General features: G+C 61.0%; 21 protein-coding genes. 5 read left to right on the forward strand and 16 right to left on the reverse strand.

Annotation, left to right across the window (positions count from 1 at the left end; all coding sequences use genetic code 11):
• Positions 1-86: 86 nt before the first annotated feature.
• From CSE6_RS05095 to CSE6_RS05110, 4 genes are all read right to left on the reverse strand, one after another.
• Positions 87-1,571: a methyl-accepting chemotaxis protein gene (locus CSE6_RS05095; protein ID WP_059440152.1), complete on the reverse strand. Its 1,485-nt coding sequence runs from the start codon at positions 1,569-1,571 to the stop codon at positions 87-89.
• Positions 1,572-1,874: 303 nt separating this feature from the next.
• A complete protein-coding gene (gene metW / locus CSE6_RS05100) occupies positions 1,875-2,459 on the reverse strand; it encodes a methionine biosynthesis protein MetW (RefSeq protein ID WP_059440020.1) in 585 nt (194 codons plus the stop codon).
• Positions 2,456-3,664 (reverse strand): homoserine O-acetyltransferase, encoded by a 1,209-nt coding sequence (locus CSE6_RS05105; RefSeq protein WP_059440021.1) that lies wholly within the window; start codon positions 3,662-3,664, stop codon positions 2,456-2,458. Before CSE6_RS05105 ends, metW begins: the two co-directional genes overlap by 4 nt.
• A 217-nt stretch (positions 3,665-3,881) precedes the next feature.
• On the reverse strand, positions 3,882-4,451 hold the full coding sequence (locus CSE6_RS05110; RefSeq protein WP_034406527.1) for a TMEM165/GDT1 family protein: 570 nt from the start codon (positions 4,449-4,451) through the stop codon (positions 3,882-3,884).
• A gap of 494 nt (positions 4,452-4,945) precedes the next feature.
• Here CSE6_RS05110 and CSE6_RS05115 point away from each other — a divergent pair, with 494 nt between their 5' ends.
• Positions 4,946-5,332, forward strand: a complete 387-nt coding sequence (locus CSE6_RS05115) for an RNA-binding protein (RefSeq protein ID WP_003066853.1) — start codon at positions 4,946-4,948, stop codon at positions 5,330-5,332.
• Positions 5,333-5,572: 240 nt separating this feature from the next.
• Entirely contained in the window at positions 5,573-6,061 is a 489-nt protein-coding gene (locus CSE6_RS05120) for an RNA-binding protein (RefSeq protein ID WP_003066850.1), read from the forward strand.
• A 97-nt stretch (positions 6,062-6,158) separates the two neighbouring features.
• On the opposite strand, the gene CSE6_RS05125 is transcribed toward CSE6_RS05120, so the two are convergent.
• From CSE6_RS05125 to CSE6_RS05140, 4 genes are read right to left on the reverse strand one after another with little or no spacing between them, the layout of a single operon-like run.
• Positions 6,159-6,950: an SDR family oxidoreductase gene (locus tag CSE6_RS05125; RefSeq protein ID WP_034382376.1), complete on the reverse strand. Its 792-nt coding sequence runs from the start codon at positions 6,948-6,950 to the stop codon at positions 6,159-6,161.
• 3 nt (positions 6,951-6,953) lie between these two features.
• Positions 6,954-7,574 (reverse strand): LPS export ABC transporter periplasmic protein LptC, encoded by a 621-nt coding sequence (lptC, locus tag CSE6_RS05130; protein ID WP_034406534.1) that lies wholly within the window; start codon positions 7,572-7,574, stop codon positions 6,954-6,956.
• A complete protein-coding gene (locus tag CSE6_RS05135; protein ID WP_034350998.1) occupies positions 7,571-8,131 on the reverse strand; it encodes an HAD family hydrolase in 561 nt (186 codons plus the stop codon). The genes lptC and CSE6_RS05135 overlap by 4 nt, the downstream gene beginning before the upstream one ends.
• On the reverse strand, positions 8,131-9,132 hold the full coding sequence (locus CSE6_RS05140; RefSeq protein WP_034351000.1) for an SIS domain-containing protein: 1,002 nt from the start codon (positions 9,130-9,132) through the stop codon (positions 8,131-8,133). The genes CSE6_RS05135 and CSE6_RS05140 overlap by 1 nt, the downstream gene beginning before the upstream one ends.
• Positions 9,133-9,243: 111 nt before the next feature.
• Between CSE6_RS05140 and CSE6_RS05145 the strand changes: the two genes are divergently transcribed.
• Positions 9,244-9,801, forward strand: coding sequence for an adenine phosphoribosyltransferase (locus CSE6_RS05145; protein ID WP_003066840.1), 558 nt, complete (start codon positions 9,244-9,246; stop codon positions 9,799-9,801).
• Between the two features lie 22 nt (positions 9,802-9,823).
• Here the strand turns inward: CSE6_RS05145 and CSE6_RS05150 are convergent, their stop codons facing one another.
• The 8 genes from CSE6_RS05150 to def all read right to left on the reverse strand — a co-directional run bounded on the left by CSE6_RS05150 (position 9,824) and on the right by def (position 15,948).
• Complete coding sequence (locus CSE6_RS05150) at positions 9,824-10,489, reverse strand: hypothetical protein (RefSeq protein ID WP_034351531.1); 666 nt, start codon at positions 10,487-10,489, stop codon at positions 9,824-9,826.
• Positions 10,490-10,631: 142 nt separating this feature from the next.
• Positions 10,632-11,111: a Crp/Fnr family transcriptional regulator gene (locus CSE6_RS05155; protein WP_059440022.1), complete on the reverse strand. Its 480-nt coding sequence runs from the start codon at positions 11,109-11,111 to the stop codon at positions 10,632-10,634.
• A gap of 295 nt (positions 11,112-11,406) precedes the next feature.
• Positions 11,407-12,600, reverse strand: coding sequence for a phosphoglycerate kinase (locus CSE6_RS05160; RefSeq protein WP_034394464.1), 1,194 nt, complete (start codon positions 12,598-12,600; stop codon positions 11,407-11,409).
• A gap of 222 nt (positions 12,601-12,822) precedes the next feature.
• Complete coding sequence (locus CSE6_RS05165; RefSeq protein ID WP_003066830.1) at positions 12,823-13,155, reverse strand: AzlD domain-containing protein; 333 nt, start codon at positions 13,153-13,155, stop codon at positions 12,823-12,825.
• Positions 13,152-13,922 (reverse strand): AzlC family ABC transporter permease, encoded by a 771-nt coding sequence (locus tag CSE6_RS05170; RefSeq protein WP_122974450.1) that lies wholly within the window; start codon positions 13,920-13,922, stop codon positions 13,152-13,154. Before CSE6_RS05170 ends, CSE6_RS05165 begins: the two co-directional genes overlap by 4 nt.
• Positions 13,919-14,884 (reverse strand): methionyl-tRNA formyltransferase, encoded by a 966-nt coding sequence (fmt, locus tag CSE6_RS05175; RefSeq protein ID WP_059440023.1) that lies wholly within the window; start codon positions 14,882-14,884, stop codon positions 13,919-13,921. Before fmt ends, CSE6_RS05170 begins: the two co-directional genes overlap by 4 nt.
• A 42-nt stretch (positions 14,885-14,926) precedes the next feature.
• The gene (locus CSE6_RS05180) at positions 14,927-15,424 is read right to left on the reverse strand and encodes a hypothetical protein (RefSeq protein WP_059440024.1); all 498 of its coding nucleotides are present in this window, start codon (positions 15,422-15,424) and stop codon (positions 14,927-14,929) included.
• An 11-nt stretch (positions 15,425-15,435) separates the two neighbouring features.
• A complete protein-coding gene (gene def, locus CSE6_RS05185) occupies positions 15,436-15,948 on the reverse strand; it encodes a peptide deformylase (protein WP_003072256.1) in 513 nt (170 codons plus the stop codon).
• A gap of 203 nt (positions 15,949-16,151) precedes the next feature.
• On the opposite strand from def, the gene CSE6_RS05190 reads away from it, so the two are divergent.
• Positions 16,152-17,339, forward strand: coding sequence for a LysM peptidoglycan-binding domain-containing protein (locus CSE6_RS05190; protein ID WP_034407018.1), 1,188 nt, complete (start codon positions 16,152-16,154; stop codon positions 17,337-17,339).
• 7 nt (positions 17,340-17,346) lie between these two features.
• Positions 17,347-18,546 carry a DNA-processing protein DprA gene (gene dprA, locus CSE6_RS05195; RefSeq protein WP_045839339.1) on the forward strand — a complete coding sequence of 400 codons (1,200 nt, stop codon included), beginning with the start codon at positions 17,347-17,349 and terminating at the stop codon, positions 18,544-18,546.
• Positions 18,547-18,560: the final 14 nt, after the last annotated feature.

Below are 18,560 nucleotides of genomic sequence, written 5' to 3' on the forward strand. Positions count from 1 at the left end.
ACGAGCCATGACGGGCCCGCGCCATGCCCGTGATTGTGCGCCAATGCCGGTGCCTGCGCCGCAGGCATTGACATGGCGATCAGGGTTTAGCGCAATGCCAGCGCCCCCCGCTCCAACTGGAAGCGGGAAACCTCCGTCAGCAGGCTTTCTGCCTGTTGGCGCAGCCCCTCGGCAGCGGCTGCGCTTTCCTCCACCAGGGCAGCGTTTTGCTGCGTGGCCTGGTCCATCTGCATGACAGCCTCGCCGACCTGGGCCACGCCTGCGCTCTGCTCGCTACTCGCTGCGCTGATCTCGCCCATGATGTCCGTCACGCGGTGAATGGCACTGACGATCTCGTCCATGGTGTGACCTGCCTGGTCGGCCAGCGCACTGCCGTCTGCCACGCGCTCCACGCTGGCAGTGATCAACGTCTTGATTTCCTTGGCCGCATCGGCGCTGCGCCCCGCCAGGGCGCGCACCTCGCTGGCCACCACGGCAAAGCCTCGGCCCTGTTCACCGGCGCGTGCAGCCTCCACGGCCGCGTTCAGTGCCAGGATATTGGTCTGGAAGGCGATGGCGTCTATGACGCCGATGATGTCGGCAATGCGCGAGCTGCTGGTGTTGATGTCCTGCATGGTCTGCACAACACGCGCTACTACGGCACCGCCCTGCCGGGCCACTTGCGAGGCGTTCTGCGCCAACTGATTGGCCGTCTGGGCGCTATCGGCGTTCTGGCGCACGGTGGCGTTGAGCTGCTCCATGCTGGCTGCCGTTTCCTCCAGCGCGCTGGCCTGGCTTTCGGTACGCGCAGACAGGTCGGCATTGCCCTGAGCAATCTCGCTGGAGGCATGCTGCATCTGCACCGATGCGCCGTGCATGCGCTGGACCAGTTCGCGCAGCGCGCCGCGCATGGTTTGCAGATCGGACATCAGCCCCCGGGCCATGCCGCCCGAGCTCCCATCGGTCAGATCGCCATCGGCCACGCGGCGCAACGCCTTGCGCGCATCGGCCGGGTCTCCGCCCAGCTCGCTGCGCAGCGTGCGCACCATCACCCAGAGCAGCGTGGCCGAGATGACCACGGCCAGCAGGGCCAGCAGACCCGACCACAGCTGCATGCGCTGGGCGCTGGCACGGGTGGCTGCATGCGATGCTTCGGCCGCATCGCGGGCCGCCTTGAGCTGTTGCAGCACGGCTTCGCGCAGCTTGCGCCAGGCCGGGGTTTCCCGAGTCTTGAGCGCGGCGGCGGCGGTGTCATAGTCCTCGGCCGCCAGAGTCACGATCTGGTCCTGCGCTTCGGACTGGGCCTGGCGCAAGGCCCGCAGGCTCTTGACGGCGACTTCCATGGCCGTGCCCTGCACGCGCCGGCTCAGATCGTCATAGGCGGCGTCATAGGCCCGACGGGCATTGCCCAGGTTCTGCACGGCCTGCCCGTCCGACGGATCCATCACGATATTGCGCAGTGCCTGGCCCGATTGCAGACCCTGGGCATACAGCTCCTGCAACTGCGCCACCACAGCTTGGTTGTTCCTCAGGTAGTCGTTGAAATCGGACTGTGTGCGGGTCAGCCCCCACTGGCTGCTGAGCAGCGCCAAAACAAACAAGGCTGCAGGCGCAGCCGAGCAAAAAATGAGACGGGAACTAAAACGCATGGCAAGGCGCGCACCGGCCGAAGCGTCGGTGCATTGATTCAGATCAAAAAGAAATAAGCAGTTGATTATGAATCAAATGCTTACATTTTTGCATTACGGCGGCGGCAGCACCCCCGCCTTGCCGCAGGAGTGCCGCCCTCTCAGATTTAAGAGCTTCCGGCTCTTGTCAGACAAAGAATTCGATGTGAATCGATACCAGATTCATTGCCAATGAACCGCAATTAGCTACTGTTTCAAGAGCAGCAATCAAGCATGCTCGAAGTGGAACACCGCCGTTGTCGCCAACAGATTGGGCAGGCTCCTCACCACCTGACCGTTTTGCAGACCGAAGGAGTCGCGAATGCGCAGGCGGTTCTTGGTGGCCAGCACCTCGAAGTCCTTGTAGGTGCCCACCCGGATATTCGGCGTGTCATACCACTGGTAAGGCAGGCGACGCGTGACCGGCATGCGCCCGCGCAGCACGGAGAAGCGATTTTGCCAATGTGCAAAGTTGGGAAAGGCAACCACGCCTTGCTTGCCGATGCGGGCTGTCTCCTGCAACATCACCTCGGCATTGCGCAAATGCTGCAGCGTGTCGATCTGCAGCACCACATCGAAGCTGTTGTCGCCGAAGATGGCCAGGCCGTCCTCCAGATTGAGCTGCAGCACGTTCACGCCGCGGCGCGTGCAGGCCAGCACATTGGCGTCGTCCAGTTCCACGCCATAGCCCGTACAGCCGCGCTCGCGCACCAGATGCTCGAGCAGCGCTCCGTCGCCACAACCCAGGTCCAGCACGCGTGCGCCCACAGGCACCAACTGGGCAATGGCTTTCATGGTGGTCAACTCGGTCATGCGGCTTCTCCTGCGCGTTCGGCGGTATTCAGTTCTTTGGCAATGCCTTCAAAATAGGAGCGCATCACGCCCATATAGCGTGGGTCATCAAGCAAAAACGCATCATGACCATGGGGGGCGTCGATCTCGGCATAGCTGACGTCGCGGTTGTTCTCCAGCAGCGACTTGACGATCTCTCGGCTGCGCGCCGGAGCGAAGCGCCAGTCCGTCGTGAAGCTCACGAGCAGAAACCGGGCCTTGGCCACGGCCAGCGCCCGGGTCAGATCGCCGTCATGGGAGCGCGCCGGATCGAAATAGTCCAGTGCGCGCGTGATGAGCAGATAGGTGTTGGCGTCAAAGTAGCCGCTGAACTTCTCGCCCTGGTAGCGCAGATAGCTCTCGATCTGGAACTCCACATCCTGGGTGCTGTACAGGTAATCGCGCCGATCCGGCGCCGGGCCGCCCCGAGTCAGGTCAGCCCCCTCAGCGAGGAGTGCGGGGGCCCTGAGACTGCGGCCGAACTTCTGGTTCATCACGTCATCGCTGAGATAAGTGATGTGACCGATCATGCGCGCGATGCGCAGGCCGCGCGCGGGCACCACGCCATGCTCGTAGAAATGGCCGCCGTTGAAATCCGGGTCGGTGACGATGGCGCGACGCGCCACCTCGTTGAAGGCAATGTTCTCGGCGTTCAGATTCGGCGCACTGGCCACCACCACGGCATGGCACATGCGCTCGGGATAGCGCAGCGACCAGGACAGGGCCTGCATGCCGCCCAGGCTGCCGCCCAGCACGGCGGCGAGCTTGCCTATGCCCAGGCGGTCCAGCAAACGTGCCTGCGCATCCACCCAGTCCTCCACCGTCACCACGGGAAAATCCGCACCATAGGGCTTGCCCGTGGCCGAGTTGGTGTGCATGGGGCCGGTAGAGCCGAAGCAGGAGCCCAGATTGTTGATGCCGATGACAAAGAACTTGTCGGTATCGACGGGCTTGCCCGGGCCGATCATGTTGTCCCACCAGCCTTCGCTCTTGGACTGGCCCTCGTAGCTGCCAGCTACATGGTGGGAGGCATTGAGCGCATGACAGACCACGATGGCATTGCTCTTGTCGGCATTGAGCTGGCCATAGGTCTCGAAGGCAAGGTCGTAATCGGCGATGGAACCACCGCTCTGCAAGGGCAGCGGCTCATCAAAATGCATGAACTGAGGTGTCGCGATGAAGGACATATGAAAAAACCCGGCATCGCTAAAAACGAGGCCGGGTCGGTGTACTGTCACTTCGCGGACGGGTCTTTAGCTGGATTTATAAAGCGCCCGCAAGCTTTGGCAAATCGGCGCGTGAAAAGTGCAGTGTACTGCATTCATTGCACCGAACTCAAAAGCAGACTGTCAAAGCTGTCCAAGCCTTTTTAGGCTTGTGCAAATAGCTATGCTTTTGGTAGCTTCACACTTTGGTCAGGAGCGCCGCCACACCCAGCACCAGGAAGATCACGGCGCACACACGGTGAATCGTCTTGATCGGCAGCTTCTTGGTGATCTTCTCGCCAAACCACACCACCGGTGCATTGGCCAGCATCATGCCCAGCGTGGTGCCAGCCACCACCCAGTAATACGACAGAGGGTACTTGGCGGCCAGGCCCACCGTGGCCAGTTGGGTCTTGTCCCCCATCTCGGCCAGGAAGAACAGCATCAGCGTCGTACCGAAGACACCCCAACGCCCGGCGCCATTGCCGGTATCGTCATCGTCTAACTTGTCGGGAATCAGCATCCAGCCCGCCATGAGGATGAATGAACCCCCCAAGATCCAGCGCAGCACGTCGGGACCTAGCATCGTGGTGATCCAGTTGCCCACGGCGCCGGCCAGAGCATGGTTGACCAGCGTCGCGGCAAAAATGCCGGCCACGATGGGCAGTGGCTTGCGGAACTTGGCTGCCAGTACCAATGACAGCAGTTGGGTCTTGTCCCCCATCTCTGCCAGGGCGACGATGGAGGTGGATATGAGAAAGGCTTCCATGATGGGGATAGACGGCCGGAGTTGCCAGAACGCATTGATCACGCACCGACTCCGGCCTATCTCTTCATAGGTTTTCTCGATACGTAATCAATGGTCTCGGCCGGTCGCACCACGCATTGCACGCGGTACCGCATGCGCCATAGGTCACGAGGACCCAAGTCTGTTGACGCATGCATCCGGCAGACGGCTGCCGAACGGCCTACTCCCCAAAGAAAGTAGCCGTCATTCTACATGCTTAACCCTGTAAGACATCTGCGTATTTGGATATTCAAAATTTTGTATTTCAGGGTAACTCCCATCAGGACAATGTTGTTACAAGCACGAAATTTGATCTTTTCGTAATACTACGGCTTCTCTTGTGACTCATAATGCTTGAGTCTTTGTCTGGAAAGCAATTTCTGGATGGGGCAAGTGCGTTAGCGTCTCTAATGTTGTCATCCAAGGCTGACTCCCTAGGGCTCCATCGCGTTTTCAAGTTTTTTCAGGAGTCCAGCATGGGCAACAAGCTTTACGTAGGCAATCTGCCTTATTCCTTCCGCGACCAAGATCTGCAAGACAGCTTCAGCGAATTCGGCACTGTGAACAGCGCCAAGGTGATGATGGAGCGCGACACCGGCCGTTCCAAGGGCTTTGGCTTTGTGGAAATGGGCAGCGATGCCGAAGCACAAGCCGCTATCCAAGGCCTGCACGGCCAAAACCGTGGCGGCCGTGATCTGGTCGTGAACGAAGCACGCCCCATGGAGCCTCGTCCTCCCCGCTCCGGCGGCTTCGGCGGCGGCTTCGGCGGCGGTCGTGAAGGTGGTTTTGGCGGTGGCCGTGGTGACGGCGGCTTCGGCGGTGGCCGTGGCGACGGCGGCTACGGCCGTCGCAATAGCTACTAATCAGTTATTGCCAATAACAAAAAAAGGATCTTCGGATCCTTTTTTTGTTGCTAAACGTTAGCAATGCGGTTTTCGAGCATTTATTTTTTTCATTGTTCTCCGTCATAATTCCTTTCTCGGGCATTTCCCGTTCACAAGCGAATAAGTGTTCAGGATTTTTTGCATGTTTTCCCATGGATATGCAGTGGACGTCCTGAATTCGATCGCGCCATTGAAGCATTGAGGAGCTAGGAGTTATTAATGGGCAATAAGCTGTATGTCGGCAACCTTCCTTATGGTGTGCGTGACAACGATCTTGAGCAGGCGTTCAGCCAGTTTGGAGCCGTAGCAAGTGCACGCGTCATGATGGAACGAGACACCGGCCGCTCCAAAGGCTTTGGTTTTGTGGAAATGGCCAGCGAAGCAGAAGCACAAGCCGCCATTCAAGGCATGAATGGTCAGCCCCTCGGGGGTCGCAGCCTCGTCGTGAATGAGGCACGCCCTATGGAACCCCGCCCCCCTCGCTCCGGCGGTTATGGAGGCGGCTTCCGCAGTGAAGGCGGTTTTGGCGGCGGTAATCGCGATGGCGGTTACGGTGGCCGCAGTGAAGGTGGTGGCTATGGTCGCGGTGATGGCGGCGGCTATGGCGGTGGTGGTCGCGGCGAAGGCGGCTTCCGCAGCCCCTATGGCTCAGGCCCACGCCACGGCGGTCGCGGCGGCTACGGTGGTGGCAATAACCACGGCGAATGAGCTTCTTTTAACAGCTCAGCAATAAAGGCACGATAGCGTGCCTTTATTTATTTTTGAAGACATTCAAATGCATAGTCATTTTCCCAATGTCTTCCACTCAATCCTTTTTTAGATGCCGGGGCTTTCTGGTTTTCCCCAGAGTCAATCTATCCCACAGATAAGCGGGCAACACCCGCATTACGCCGCCGACAATCCTCATCTGCCAGGGAATAATCGCATATCTGGCTTTGCGCTCGATAACACGAAAGGCACGCCTTGCGAACTCCTCGGGCGAGAGCAGAAAAGGCATGGAATACGGATTATTTTTCGTCAACGGAGTGTCCACATAGCCAGGCAATAAACTGGTCACAGAGACCCCGGATTTCTGCAACTCAACACGCAGACTCTCACAGTAAGCAATGGCTGCCGCTTTACTGGCCGAATATGCGGCATGGCCAGGCAAACCGCGAATACCAGCCACACTGCAAATACCCACCAGACGCCCGGAGCCGCGTCGCACCATGGGTGCAATAAACGGCTGGAAGCTTGCAGCCAGCCCCATTGTGTTGCTGGCCAGCACCTGCTGCATGACCTCAAGATCCTCGCGCAAGGCGGTATCCACACCCCAGCTGACACCCGCGTTGGCAATAACAACATCAGGCAGACCCTGGCGCTCAAGACAGGCATTCGCAGCACTGCAAGCACTTGCTATATTCGTGACATCCGCAGCATAAACGGCGTAGCGGGATGCATCCATTCGCATGGACTGCGCCCATTGCTCCATGAGCACGGTGCGTCTTGCCACCAATGCGATCGACCAGCCACGCTGATAGTAGTACCAGGCCAGGGCCTGCCCAATGCCGCTGGAAGCACCGGTGATATAGACGAGTCCGGCCCCATGCCCTGCCATGATTTACGGCTTTTGGTTGGGCAGGATGACACCCTTGACCCGCCCCTGCATCTGCAGAATCTGATCAAGGTGCGCATACTGCATGCTGTCACCCGTAAATCTGTCATTGCCACGGGTCATGACCACCGCTTTGTTGGTGCTGACGCGCTCGTCATTGGGCCAGATTTGCAGGAACTCGCTCTCCAGCCGCATGGCAGGCAAGGCCTTCTGGGTTGCAGTTGCAGGCACCGGCTCGCGCTGAATGACGGCCTGGCCGAACATCTGGATTTCCGAGCCGTCGCCATTGCTCAATGCCCGGTTGGAGCTGCCCACGGTCTTGCGTCCATCAGGCGTGAAGCTCAGCATGCGTGCGTCGTAGACTTCCAGCGTATCGGTATCGGGAAAGTGCTCACCTGTGGCGCCATTCAGGCGATTTTTGAGGCGGCCCGATGCTTCGAAATTCTTGATGACGAAGTCTTTGAGGAAATAGTCTGGATCGTGCCGCACGGCCTTCTCCGCGCCACTGACAATCGGCTTGGGAGCATTGCGCACCAACCACCAGGTGCCCAGCGCCAGCAGGCCCATGATGAGCACGGGGAGGTACATCGAGGCCTTGTCGCCCACACGGCGCCATTGCCCGCTCATGAGCCATACCCCGAAAGCAGCGCCGCATAAGCACCATTGGCGGCCAGCAGCAGATCGCAGAACTGCCGCACCGCCCCCTCTCCGCCATTCTTGGCACTGACCCAGTCCGCCACATGCGATGCCTCGTCATGGGCATTGGCGGGTGCGCAAGAAAAGTGGCTGCGACGCATGACGGGAAGATCGGGCCAGTCGTCCCCCATGGCGGCGGCCTGCGGCCATTGCAGACCCAGTTCAGCCAGGATGGACTCGGCAGCCGGCACTTTGTCCTCCGTGCCAAAGCGCGCATGTTCAATGCCCAGTTGCTTCAAGCGCAAACGCAGCGGCGCAGAATCTCGCCCCGTCACCACGGCCGGCGTGATGCCGGCCTTTTGCAACATTTTCAGGCCATGACCATCCAGCGTATGGAAGCGCTTGAGGACCTCACCCTCACCCGAGAAGTAAAGGCCGCCGTCGGTCAGGACGCCATCCACATCGAAGAAGGCCACACGAATTCCCTGGGCCTTGAGCAACAGCTGTGGGTCCCATTGCTGGCGGGGTGTCAGAGCAGGTCGGTTCATCAAATCACCTTGGCACGCATCAGATCGCGAATATGCACCACACCCTGCAGGCGCTGGTTGTCATCGGCCACCAGCACTGCGGTAATCCCATGCTCTTCCATCATGCGTGCCGCAGCCACCGCCAGCAGATCGGGCTTGATCGTCAGAGGCCTGGCATGCATGACGTCCTGCGCCGTGCGGCTGCGCAGATCCACGCCAGCTTCCACACAGCGGCGCAAATCACCATCGGTAAAGATCCCCACCAGCTCACCGGATGCGTTGACCACGGCGGAGCAGCCCAGGCCCTTGGCACTCATTTCGCGCATCAGGTCCACGCTGCTCACATCCTGGGCAACCTGGGGCACATCGACACCACGACGCATCACATCGCGCACATGGGTCAGCAGTCGTCGTCCCAATGCTCCTCCGGGGTGTGAGCGCGCAAAATCCTCGGCACCAAAGCCCCGGGCATCGAGCAAGGCCACGGCCAGCGCATCTCCCATGGCCAGCTGAGCCGTGGTGCTGGCAGTGGGAGCCAGGTTCAAGGGACAAGCCTCCTTGTCGACATGGGTGTCCAGCACCCAGTCTGCATGCTTGGCCAGTGTCGATTGCAGACCGCCGGTCACGGCCACCAGGGGCACGCCCATGCGCTTGATGGCAGGCAACACGCCCGTCAGCTCATCGGTCTCGCCACTATTGGACAGGGCCAGCACCAGATCGTCCTGCGTCAGCATGCCCAGATCGCCATGACTGGCTTCTGCGGGGTGCACGAAAAAGGCAGGGGTCCCTGTGGACGCGAGCGTCGCAGCCACCTTCCGGCCCACATGCCCGCTTTTACCCATGCCCATGACCACCACACGGCCTGGCAGCTGCAGAATGCGCTGAACCACCGCCGTGAATGCGCCATTGAGGCGCACCGACATCGCACGCAAGGCAGCGGCCTCTATATCCAGGGCCTCACGGGCCAGGTTCAAAGCTCGCGGTGCGTCGATCAGACGCGAATTGGCAGCATCAGAATTCATGCCCGGATTTTAGCCAGCCCATGCCTGCCGGGCAGCGGGCAACACCCCTTTGGCCCGCATTTCAAGCCCGAGCCCATACACTGGCGAGCATTCAAGAACTCAGGCGGCCACATGCAAACTTCCACCAGCGTCAACGACTATCTGCGTGACCATATCCGCACCGTGCCGGACTGGCCTGCGCCGGGCGTGCAATTCCGTGACATCACGCCCCTGCTGCAGGACCCCAAGGTTTTTCGCATCATGACCGATGCCTTTGTTCATCGTTACATGGACCCCAAGCTGCGCCCCGACGTGGTTGCCGGCCTGGATGCGCGCGGATTTATTCTGGGTGCCGTGATCGCCCACGAGCTCAACGTCGGCTTTGTGCCCATCCGCAAAAAAGGCAAACTGCCCTTCACCACGGTGGAGGAAACCTATGAGCTCGAATACGGCAGCGCTACCGTGGAGCTGCACACCGATGCCGTCAAGTCCGGCGACCGTGTGTTGCTGATCGACGATTTGATCGCCACCGGCGGCACCATGATGGCCGGCAAGAAACTGCTGGAAAAGCTGGGGGCTACCGTGGTGGAAGGCGCAGCGATTGTGGATCTGCCGGAACTGGGCGGCTCCAAGCACCTCAAGGACAGCGGCCTGCCCCTGTTCACTCTGGTTGACTTTGCAGGGCACTGAGCAGCCCCGCAACAGCCCTGGATCAGCGCAGCTCTCCGTACTGCGTCGCGCCCAGAGAGCCCAGTCCGGACACGGCAAATTCGCCGCCTTCCTCATGACCAGAGCCAGGGCCCAGCAATGGCGCCTGGCGTGATTGGCGCACACTCGCGGGCGATGCAGCGGCCATGGCCACTGCCTGCTTGAACGCATCCATTTCCTGCGCGTCAATGGGCTCGAAAGAGCGGCCTGAATGTGCCGCAACCGGAGCATGTCGTGGCGCCTTCATCGGGGGTGCGGCCCCGTCAAACTGCATCTGCGCAAAATCAGGGCTAGCAGCGCTTTGAAGCTGTCCGTTCACGCGCCAGTAAACAGCGTGAACCCCTGCATCCATGCGGGTTCTGGCGAGCTCGGCAATCAATGCCTCGATACGTCTTTGCTGCAGAGCATCCGCAGCGTATGCAGGAGCCAGATCCACCATCACGACAAAGCGCTGGCCGACGTTGTCCAGCGAGAGCACCTTGAACTTGTAGCCGGCCGAAAGAATGCCGACCCTGACCATGGCTTCGCGCACGATGACGTACAACTGCTCGCGTCTGGCGGAGCGCTCCCGGCGCTGCGACTGACGCGCTACCGAATCATCCTCGTGGCGCGGTGCTTGCGTGCTACCTTCTCGGCGAGGCCCGCGAGAAAACCATCGGAACAGGGACATGAGCACACTCGAACAAGCAGGATTTACAACGAGACACATTCTGCCTCCAGGTCTGGAGCAGTTCGTGACATTTACCGAAATATTAGCCTTTGTCCGACGTGGATCAAGCGCCCAGCCCGGCCGAAATACAAAAAATCTTCACTCAGGTGCTGGCCACCCGGCGACGACTGTCCCCAGCGCGGCGGGCCAGCACCTGACCTGCCATGGTCAGCAGCGCCAGGGCCAGAGCAGGCTGACGGTTGGCAATTTCGGAATAACGCAGCGCTGTCAGACACCATAGACGGCTGGGCGCTGCGGCCTGCACCGTGGCCTTGCGTGGTCTATGGGCGAAGAAGGCTCCTTCCCCCACAATCGCCCCCGGCCCCACCAAGGCCAGGCGGATTCTTTCCTTCGAATCCTGGTAATGCACGCTCAGCGAGCCGTACTCCACCAGGTACAGATTGCGATCCAGCGCCCCTTCGGCAAACAACACTTCGCTAGCCGCCAGATTGATCGGCTGCAGATAGGGCGCCAGCAACTCCCATTGAGCGGCACTGAGCACGTTTTGAGCGGTATCGGCGGCAACCGAGGTCGTCATCGCCTGAATCAGCGCCGACAAATCCTGAGGTGTTGAAGCGAACATAAGCAGTGGGTGGAACGCGAACGCCGCATGCCATCCGGTGGACAAATCCGGATACGCATCCCGGCCGCTCAGGGTAAAAGAAATTCATAGCGCGCCATGGCTCACCATCAACGCAGGCTGAATGCTAAGCGACTCTGACAGTCCCGCCAATCACTTGCGGTGCGGAGTTGCTTTTACTTCCCCAGAGTGTCTGCATCTTCATCCGCGTCAAAACAAAAAAGGATCGATGATTCGATCCTTTTTTGATAGCTTACATCGCCCTTCCCAGTTGGGTTAGCGATATTTTTCAAGAAAATCAGCCGTTGGCGCGCTTTTCCAGGATCTCGAAGGCAGGCAGCTTCTTGCCCTCCAGCACTTCCAGGAAGGCACCGCCGCCGGTGGAGATGTAGCCCACGTCCTTTTCAATGCCGTACTTGGCAATGGCGGCCAGGGTGTCGCCACCACCGGCAATGCTGAAGGCGGGTGACTCGGCAATCGCCTGGGCGATGACCTTGGTGCCATTGGCAAACTGGTCGAACTCGAACACGCCCACGGGGCCGTTCCAGACGATGGTGCCAGCCTTTTTGAGCTGCTCGGCCAGCAGGGCTGCGGTTTCCGGGCCGATGTCCAGAATCATGTCGTCGTCGGCCACTTCGGAGGCCTTCTTGACGGTGGCCACGGCATCGGCAGCAAAGGTCTTGGCAGTGACCACATCGGTGGGCACGGGCACATTGGCGCCACGGGCAGCCATGGCGTCGATCACGGCCTTGGCATCGGCCACCAGATCGGGCTCGGCCAGGCTCTTGCCGATCTTCAGACCGGCAGCCAGCATGAAGGTGTTGGCAATGCCGCCGCCCACGATGAGCTGGTCCACCTTGTCGGCCAGGCTCTTGAGGATGGTCAGCTTGGTGGACACCTTGGAGCCTGCCACGATGGCGGCCAGAGGACGTGCAGGCGCGGCCAAGGCCTTGTTCAGCGCGTCGATCTCGGCCGACAGCAGCGGGCCGGCACAGGCGATGGGGGCGTATTCGGCGATGCCGTAGGTCGTGCCTTCGGCACGGTGCGCGGTGCCGAAGGCATCGTTCACAAAGATGTCGCAGAGCTTGGCCAGCTTCTGGGCCAGCTCGGGCTTGTTCTTCTTTTCACCCACGTTGACACGGCAGTTCTCCAGCAGCACGACCTGGCCGGGAGCAATCTGCACGCCGTCCACCCAGTTGGCGACCAGGGGCACATCGCGGCCCAGCAGCTCGGACAGGCGTTTGGCCACAGGGGCCAGCGAGTCCTGGGGCTTGAATTCGCCTTCGGTGGGGCGACCCAGGTGGCTGGTGACCATCACGGCAGCGCCGGCCTTCAAAGCCATTTCAATCGCAGGCACGGAAGCGCGCACACGCGTGTCTTCGGTGATTTCACCAGCGTCGTTCAGGGGTACGTTCAGGTCGGCACGGATGAAAACACGTTGACCCTGGGCCTTGCCCTGGGCGCACAGATCGGAGAAGCGGATGATGTTCATGCAGCAAAAAAGCGACTCCGAAAGTCGCCCATACAAAGGTTGGAAAACACAAAATCTGCCTGCATTCTAGGGCGATCGCCACTTTCAGGCATCGCTTTTACACGCTTACTCGACTCAAAAACAGGAGCATCCTGCGCGCTCTGTAACTTGGTTTCAAGCCTTTTTATAGACAACCCATATGAAAACAGGAGCACGCAGCTCCTGTTTTCTCTGGTCTTGGAGCTACCAGCCCAGACCGATATGCAGAGGCAGATAAATCGCCATGCCCAGAGCAATGGTGCCAAGAATGCTGCGCTTGTAAAAAAAATACACCACCGAAGCGGCCAGCGCAGGCAGTCGAGCATCAGCCAGACTGTTGATCAGCTGACCATTGCTCATCACGATCTCGGGCGCAATCACCGCCGCCAGGGCCGCCAGCGGTGCATATTTGAGCCCGCGCTTGAGCCAGTCGGGCAGCGGCAGTTCACGCTCGGGGATCATGAAGAAAGCACGCGTGATCAGCGTGATGAGGGCCAGACCGATGCAGGCAACGATGACCCAGAAACTGCTCATCATGACCGGTCCTCCTCATTCTTCACCGCAGGCAGCCGGCTGGCCTGCTTTTGCAGTTGCTCGGCCGTCAGGCCTGCAGCCACCGCAGCTGCGATCGCCACCAGGATATTGAGCTTGAGCGGCAGCGCAAAAGCCGCCACAGCTGCCGTACAGGCCACGATGGAGGCCACCCAGGTTGCACGGTCCTTGAGCATGGACAGCAACACGCCCAACAACGCCAGCACGCCGGCAAAGCCCAGTCCCCAGGACAGAGGAATCTGGTCGGCCAGGAAAATGCCCAGCGTGGACGGGATCTGCCAGGCCAGCCAGTTGGTCAGTGCTGCGCCCCAGAAATAGGGCAGTTGCTCGGGCTGCGGCCTGGCCTCTGGGTAGCGACGCATGAAATTCACGAAAATCACATCGCCGCTGAAATAGGCGACCGCCAGACGGTGACGCAGACTCAGCTTGGCGAAATAGCTGCGCCACATGCTGGACAGGATCACAAAACGCAGGTTCACGCAGATGGCGGTGAACCAGACCACCCACAGCGGAGCCCCCACGGCCATCAGCGGCAGCACGGCCAGCTGGGCACTGCCCGCATAGACAGTCAAACCCATGAGCAGCGCCAGAGGAACGGACAGACCGCTCTTGACCATGGCCACGCCGGTCACCAGACCCCAGGCGGCGATGCCCAGGGCGGTGCCGCCCATCTCCTTGGAGCCGACCCAGAAGAACGGATCCCTGACTATCGATTTCGCACGCTGACCCAGCGTGAACGCCATATCCGTCATACCTCGCCAGCACCCTCGCCCAGTTGCGCGCCTGCGGGCAGCTCGAAACCACGCAGAAAATCGCCTGCGGCCAGACGCTTGCCACCGGCACGCTGCAACAGCGTCATGTTGAGCACGCCACTGCCACAGGCCACGCGCACGCCCCGGGCATCGGCCGACAGCACGGAGCCGGGCGCGCCGCTGCCTTGCTGGGCCTCTGCTTCCCAGACCTTGATGGCTTCGCCGCCCAGGCTGGTTGCGCCGCCGGGGAAGGGGTTGAAGGCACGCAAGCGCCGCGCAATGACTTCGGCGCTTTCGCTCCAGTCGATCAGGCTCTCGGCCTTCTCGATCTTGTGTGCATAGCTCACGCCATCGGCGGGCTGTGGCGTACGCGGCAGACCGCCGCAGCCCGCCATTTCCAGCGCTTCCACGATCAGGCGGCCGCCCAACGCGGCCAGCTTGTCCTGCAGGCTGGCCGTGGTGTCGTCTGCGGCTATCGGCAGACGCTCGATCACACACATATCGCCGGTATCCAGGCCTGCATCCATCTGCATGATGGTGACGCCGGTTTCGGCGTCACCGGCCTCGATGGCGCGATGAATCGGCGCTGCACCGCGCCAGCGCGGCAGCAGGCTGGCGTGGATGTTCAGGCAGCCCAGACGAGGCGTATCGAGCACCCACTGCGGCAGGATCAGGCCATAGGCCGCCACCACCATCACATCGGCCTGAGCGGCATCGATCGCGGCCTTGGCGGCAGCGGCATCTTCGGGATATTTGCCGTCCAGACGCAGACTCAGCGGCTGAGCCACGGCAATGCCATGCTCCAAAGCGCACTGCTTGACGGGAGAAGCCTGGAGCTTCATGCCACGCCCGGCCGGACGGTCCGGTTGGGTCAGCACCAGCGGAACTTCAAAACCTGCAGCCAGCAGACTCTCCAGGGCCACGCGCGCAAATTCGGGCGTGCCGGCAAAAATGACTTTCATGGGACTCACAAATTAAAAAGGCAGCCGCCGGCTGCCAGATGTTCAACGATGCGGCTCTCTGAGGTACATGCTTTCATCGGTAAACATGACCTTCTGCACCACACCTTGCGGGTCTATGTGCACATGGGCACGCCGAGCAAAGGTATTGTCCAGAAAACGGTAGGTCCAGATGTCACCTTTGAAGCTGTAGACCCTCTCGACTATGGCGGGCGGGCCGAACATGCGGTAGACATCATCACGGGTATCCACACCATTGCGCAACGCGAAAAAGTGCGCCGTATCCAGTACCTGCTCCACATGCACCAGCTTGCGCTGGGCATCGAAATCCATGTGATAGACCTGCTGACCGGCCGGCTGCTGGCTATAGACCAGGCGCTGGCCGCCCTCGGGCAGAGGCACGACCAGAGTGGGCTTGCCCATGCCTTTTTCCACCTCGGCCTGAGGCATGCCGGGCTTTTGCCACTGGGGCACCATGCAACCCGCCAGTCCCGCTGCCAGCAGACTTGCAGTCAACAGCGTTTGCAGGCGAGGCAGGGACATGGACACTCCGATCAGGCCCTCAGGGCCTGCTTCTGGGCTTTGACCAGCTTGGTCTTGATGCGATTGCGCTTCAGCGGCGAGAGGTATTCGACAAACACCTTGCCCAGCAGGTGATCCATCTCGTGCTGGATGCAGATGGCCAGCATGCCTTCGGCGTCGATCTCACGGCTGTTGCCGTTTTCATCCAGGGCCTTGACCTTGACGGCAATGGAGCGCTCCACGCCGTCGTAGATGCCGGGCACGGACAGGCAGCCTTCCTCGCCCAGCTGCTTTTCCTCGCTGGCCCAGAGAATCTCGGGGTTGATCAAGGCCATGGGCTCGTTGCGCTTCTCGGACACGTCGATCACGATGACGCGCTCATGCACATCGATCTGTGTCGCGGCCAAGCCGATGCCCTGAGCGTCATACATGGTCTCGAGCATGTCTTTCACCAGAGTCTGGATGCGCTCATCCACCTGCGCCACGGGCTTGGCGACCTTGTGAAGACGGGGATCGGGGTAGCAGAGGATGGGAAGAATGGCCATGGTGTCTCGGTAAATCTGTCGTTATTGTCCCAACATTTGATGCCAAACGCTTGGCACGTCCTCAATAAACATTGATCTATCGAGGCCTTGCATCGAGAATTTCGACACATTTGTAAGACTTGTTGGCTGGCTATGCCAAGATCGGCCACAGTGCGGCGACGCGAGGGACGCTGCAGCAAACGAATCCCGCCAGAAGGAACTTCATGACCGCATTTGCCACTGCACGCGCCTTGAGCATTGGAGCCACATTGCTTGCAGCCCTGACTTCGGTCCACGCCCAAAGCTATCCTGTGACCGCCACCCAGCGCTCCACCGCACAGCAAGTCGCTCAGCAAGGCATCCCCGAGAACGAACTGGCGCCCAACGCTCCCGCGCAATACACCGTCAAGCGCGGCGACACGCTCTGGGGCATCTCGGGCATGTATCTGCGCCAGCCCTGGCGCTGGCCCGAACTCTGGGGCATGAACCTCTCCAGCATCGCCAACCCTCATCAGATCTACCCCGGCCAGGTGCTGTATCTGGTGCGCAGCAACGGTTATGCCCGTCTATCGACCACTGCCCCCAACGGCGATTCCGGGGTAGTTCGTCTGTCGCCGCAAACGCGTGAATCGTCACTGAACGACCTGGCCCTGCCCACGCTGCCGCCGCATCTGATCGAGCCCTTCCTGGCCGAGCCGCTGGTGGTGGACAGCCAGGCACTTACACAAGCCCCGCGCATCATCGCCACCCAGGACAAGCGCGTGCTCATGGCCATTGGCGATCGCGCCTATGTACGCAACTCCGGTGGCGCGCTGGTCACCGCCGGCAAGGGCCGGCCCGCGAGCTATCGCATCTTCCGCGATGCCACGCCGCTCAAGGACCCCATCACCGGGGAAATCCTTGGCTACGAAGCCAAGTACCTGGGCAGTGCCACCGTGGCACGTAGTGAAACATTGCTTGAATCCGCGCCAGGCCAGCCTGTACAGACCACGCCTGGAACTGTGGACATCATCCGCTCCAAGAATGAAATCCGCGCAGGTGACCGTCTGCTGCCCTCGCCCGAGCAGCAGTATCTGAGCTATGTGCCCCATGCACCGCGCCATGCGGTGGATGCCGCCGTGGTCTCCATCTATGGCGACTCGGTGGGCTATAACGCAGCTCAGAATCAGGTCATTGCCATCAACAAGGGAGCCCAGGACGGCATGGACATCGGCGCAGTGCTGGAACTCGTCAGCAAGGGCAATGTCATCGTGGACAAGACCAGCCCCAGTCGTGACCGGGTGAAGCTGCCCGATGAGGCCAATGGCTATGCCATGGTCTTCAAGGTGTTTGACCGGGTTTCCTACGCGCTCATCACCACGGCCCAGCGTGGTGTGAACGTGGGCGATGGCCTGCAGTCGCCCCAGCCCTGAATGGAGCATGAGCACGGTGTCGCCCCCTTCACAAGATGCGCACCATGCCCTGCCCGATGCCGAAACTCTGGCCTGGCTGCGCCTGCTGCTGACGCCGGGTCTTGGACGCACCACGGCACGCCGCCTGCTGGCCAAAGCCGGCAGTGCAGACGCGGTCTGGCGGCTGCCGCTGTCAACATGGGCTGAATGCGCCACTCAGGCTCAGATCAAGGCTCTGACAGAGCTCCCGACAGACTGGGAAAAACATTGCAGCACCCTGGCTCGATGGCTGGCCTCGCCCGCACCGGGTACCTTGCACACCGTGATCCATCTGGGCAACTCTCAGTATCCGGACTGCCTGCTGCAGACCGAAGATCCGCCCCTGCTGCTGTTTGTCCAAGGTCCAGCGGCACTGCTGGCATCTGCCCGGCCCTGGTTTCCCTACCCCGCCACCCTGGCCATGGTGGGCAGCCGCAATCCATCCGCCCAGGGCGTCATCAATGCGCGCAGCATGGCGCAGGCACTGGCCGAGCAAGGGCTGTGCATAGTCTCAGGCCTGGCACGCGGCATAGATGCAGCTGCCCATGAGGGAGCACTTCAGGCCCGCTCAGGCCCTACCCCCTGCACGATTGCCGTCGTCGGCACCGGACTCGATCAGGTCTATCCGCGTGCGCACGCCAAGCTGGCACAGCAAATTGCGCGCAACGGGCTGGTCATCAGCGAATACCCGCTGGGCAGCGAGCCCCTGCCCCGGCATTTCCCTCAGCGCAACCGCATCATCTCCGGCCTGTCGCAAGGCACCCTGGTGGTGGAAGCCGCCCTGCAGTCTGGCTCGCTGATCACGGCCCGCCTGGCCAACGAGCAGGGGCGTGAAGTCTTTGCCATCCCCGGCTCCATCCACGCGCCGCAGGCCAAGGGCTGCCATGCGCTGATACGCCAGGGTGCCAAGCTGGTGGAAACCGCTGACAACGTGCTCGAAGAGCTTCAAGGACTGAAACTCGCGTCGACCAGAGCCGAACCAGCGCAGGAAGCTGCCAAAAACAAGGCGTCGACACCGGATAACCCGTTGCTGCAGGCGCTGGGCCATGACCCCATGACCCTGGAGTCCTTGAGCGATCGCACGGGCTGGGATGCCGCCCATTTGCAGGCGCAGCTGATGGAACTGGAGCTCGACGGCCTGGTCGCGCGCCTGCCTGGCGGCCTGTACCAGCGACTTACGCAAAGCTGAAGCCCCAAACCGGC

The sequence above is a fragment of the Comamonas sp. E6 genome, assembly GCF_001010305.1.
GTDB classification, from domain to species: domain Bacteria; phylum Pseudomonadota; class Gammaproteobacteria; order Burkholderiales; family Burkholderiaceae_C; genus Comamonas; species Comamonas thiooxydans.

Excerpts from the sequence above, each read along its gene's own strand:
- metW (WP_059440020.1), bottom strand. The coding sequence starts at position 2,459 with ATGACCGAGTTGACCACCATGAAAGCCATTGCCCAGTTGGTGCCTGTG.
- CSE6_RS05105 (WP_059440021.1), bottom strand. The coding sequence starts at position 3,664 with ATGTCCTTCATCGCGACACCTCAGTTCATGCATTTTGATGAGCCGCTG.
- CSE6_RS05110 (WP_034406527.1), bottom strand. The coding sequence starts at position 4,451 with ATGGAAGCCTTTCTCATATCCACCTCCATCGTCGCCCTGGCAGAGATG.
- CSE6_RS05115 (WP_003066853.1), top strand. The coding sequence starts at position 4,946 with ATGGGCAACAAGCTTTACGTAGGCAATCTGCCTTATTCCTTCCGCGAC.
- CSE6_RS05120 (WP_003066850.1), top strand. The coding sequence starts at position 5,573 with ATGGGCAATAAGCTGTATGTCGGCAACCTTCCTTATGGTGTGCGTGAC.
- CSE6_RS05125 (WP_034382376.1), bottom strand. The coding sequence starts at position 6,950 with ATGGCAGGGCATGGGGCCGGACTCGTCTATATCACCGGTGCTTCCAGC.
- lptC (WP_034406534.1), bottom strand. The coding sequence starts at position 7,574 with ATGAGCGGGCAATGGCGCCGTGTGGGCGACAAGGCCTCGATGTACCTC.
- CSE6_RS05135 (WP_034350998.1), bottom strand. The coding sequence starts at position 8,131 with ATGAACCGACCTGCTCTGACACCCCGCCAGCAATGGGACCCACAGCTG.
- CSE6_RS05140 (WP_034351000.1), bottom strand. The coding sequence starts at position 9,132 with ATGAATTCTGATGCTGCCAATTCGCGTCTGATCGACGCACCGCGAGCT.
- CSE6_RS05145 (WP_003066840.1), top strand. The coding sequence starts at position 9,244 with ATGCAAACTTCCACCAGCGTCAACGACTATCTGCGTGACCATATCCGC.
- CSE6_RS05150 (WP_034351531.1), bottom strand. The coding sequence starts at position 10,489 with ATGTCCCTGTTCCGATGGTTTTCTCGCGGGCCTCGCCGAGAAGGTAGC.
- CSE6_RS05155 (WP_059440022.1), bottom strand. The coding sequence starts at position 11,111 with ATGTTCGCTTCAACACCTCAGGATTTGTCGGCGCTGATTCAGGCGATG.
- CSE6_RS05160 (WP_034394464.1), bottom strand. The coding sequence starts at position 12,600 with ATGAACATCATCCGCTTCTCCGATCTGTGCGCCCAGGGCAAGGCCCAG.
- CSE6_RS05165 (WP_003066830.1), bottom strand. The coding sequence starts at position 13,155 with ATGATGAGCAGTTTCTGGGTCATCGTTGCCTGCATCGGTCTGGCCCTC.
- CSE6_RS05170 (WP_122974450.1), bottom strand. The coding sequence starts at position 13,922 with ATGACGGATATGGCGTTCACGCTGGGTCAGCGTGCGAAATCGATAGTC.
- fmt (WP_059440023.1), bottom strand. The coding sequence starts at position 14,884 with ATGAAAGTCATTTTTGCCGGCACGCCCGAATTTGCGCGCGTGGCCCTG.
- CSE6_RS05180 (WP_059440024.1), bottom strand. The coding sequence starts at position 15,424 with ATGTCCCTGCCTCGCCTGCAAACGCTGTTGACTGCAAGTCTGCTGGCA.
- def (WP_003072256.1), bottom strand. The coding sequence starts at position 15,948 with ATGGCCATTCTTCCCATCCTCTGCTACCCCGATCCCCGTCTTCACAAG.
- CSE6_RS05190 (WP_034407018.1), top strand. The coding sequence starts at position 16,152 with ATGACCGCATTTGCCACTGCACGCGCCTTGAGCATTGGAGCCACATTG.
- dprA (WP_045839339.1), top strand. The coding sequence starts at position 17,347 with ATGAGCACGGTGTCGCCCCCTTCACAAGATGCGCACCATGCCCTGCCC.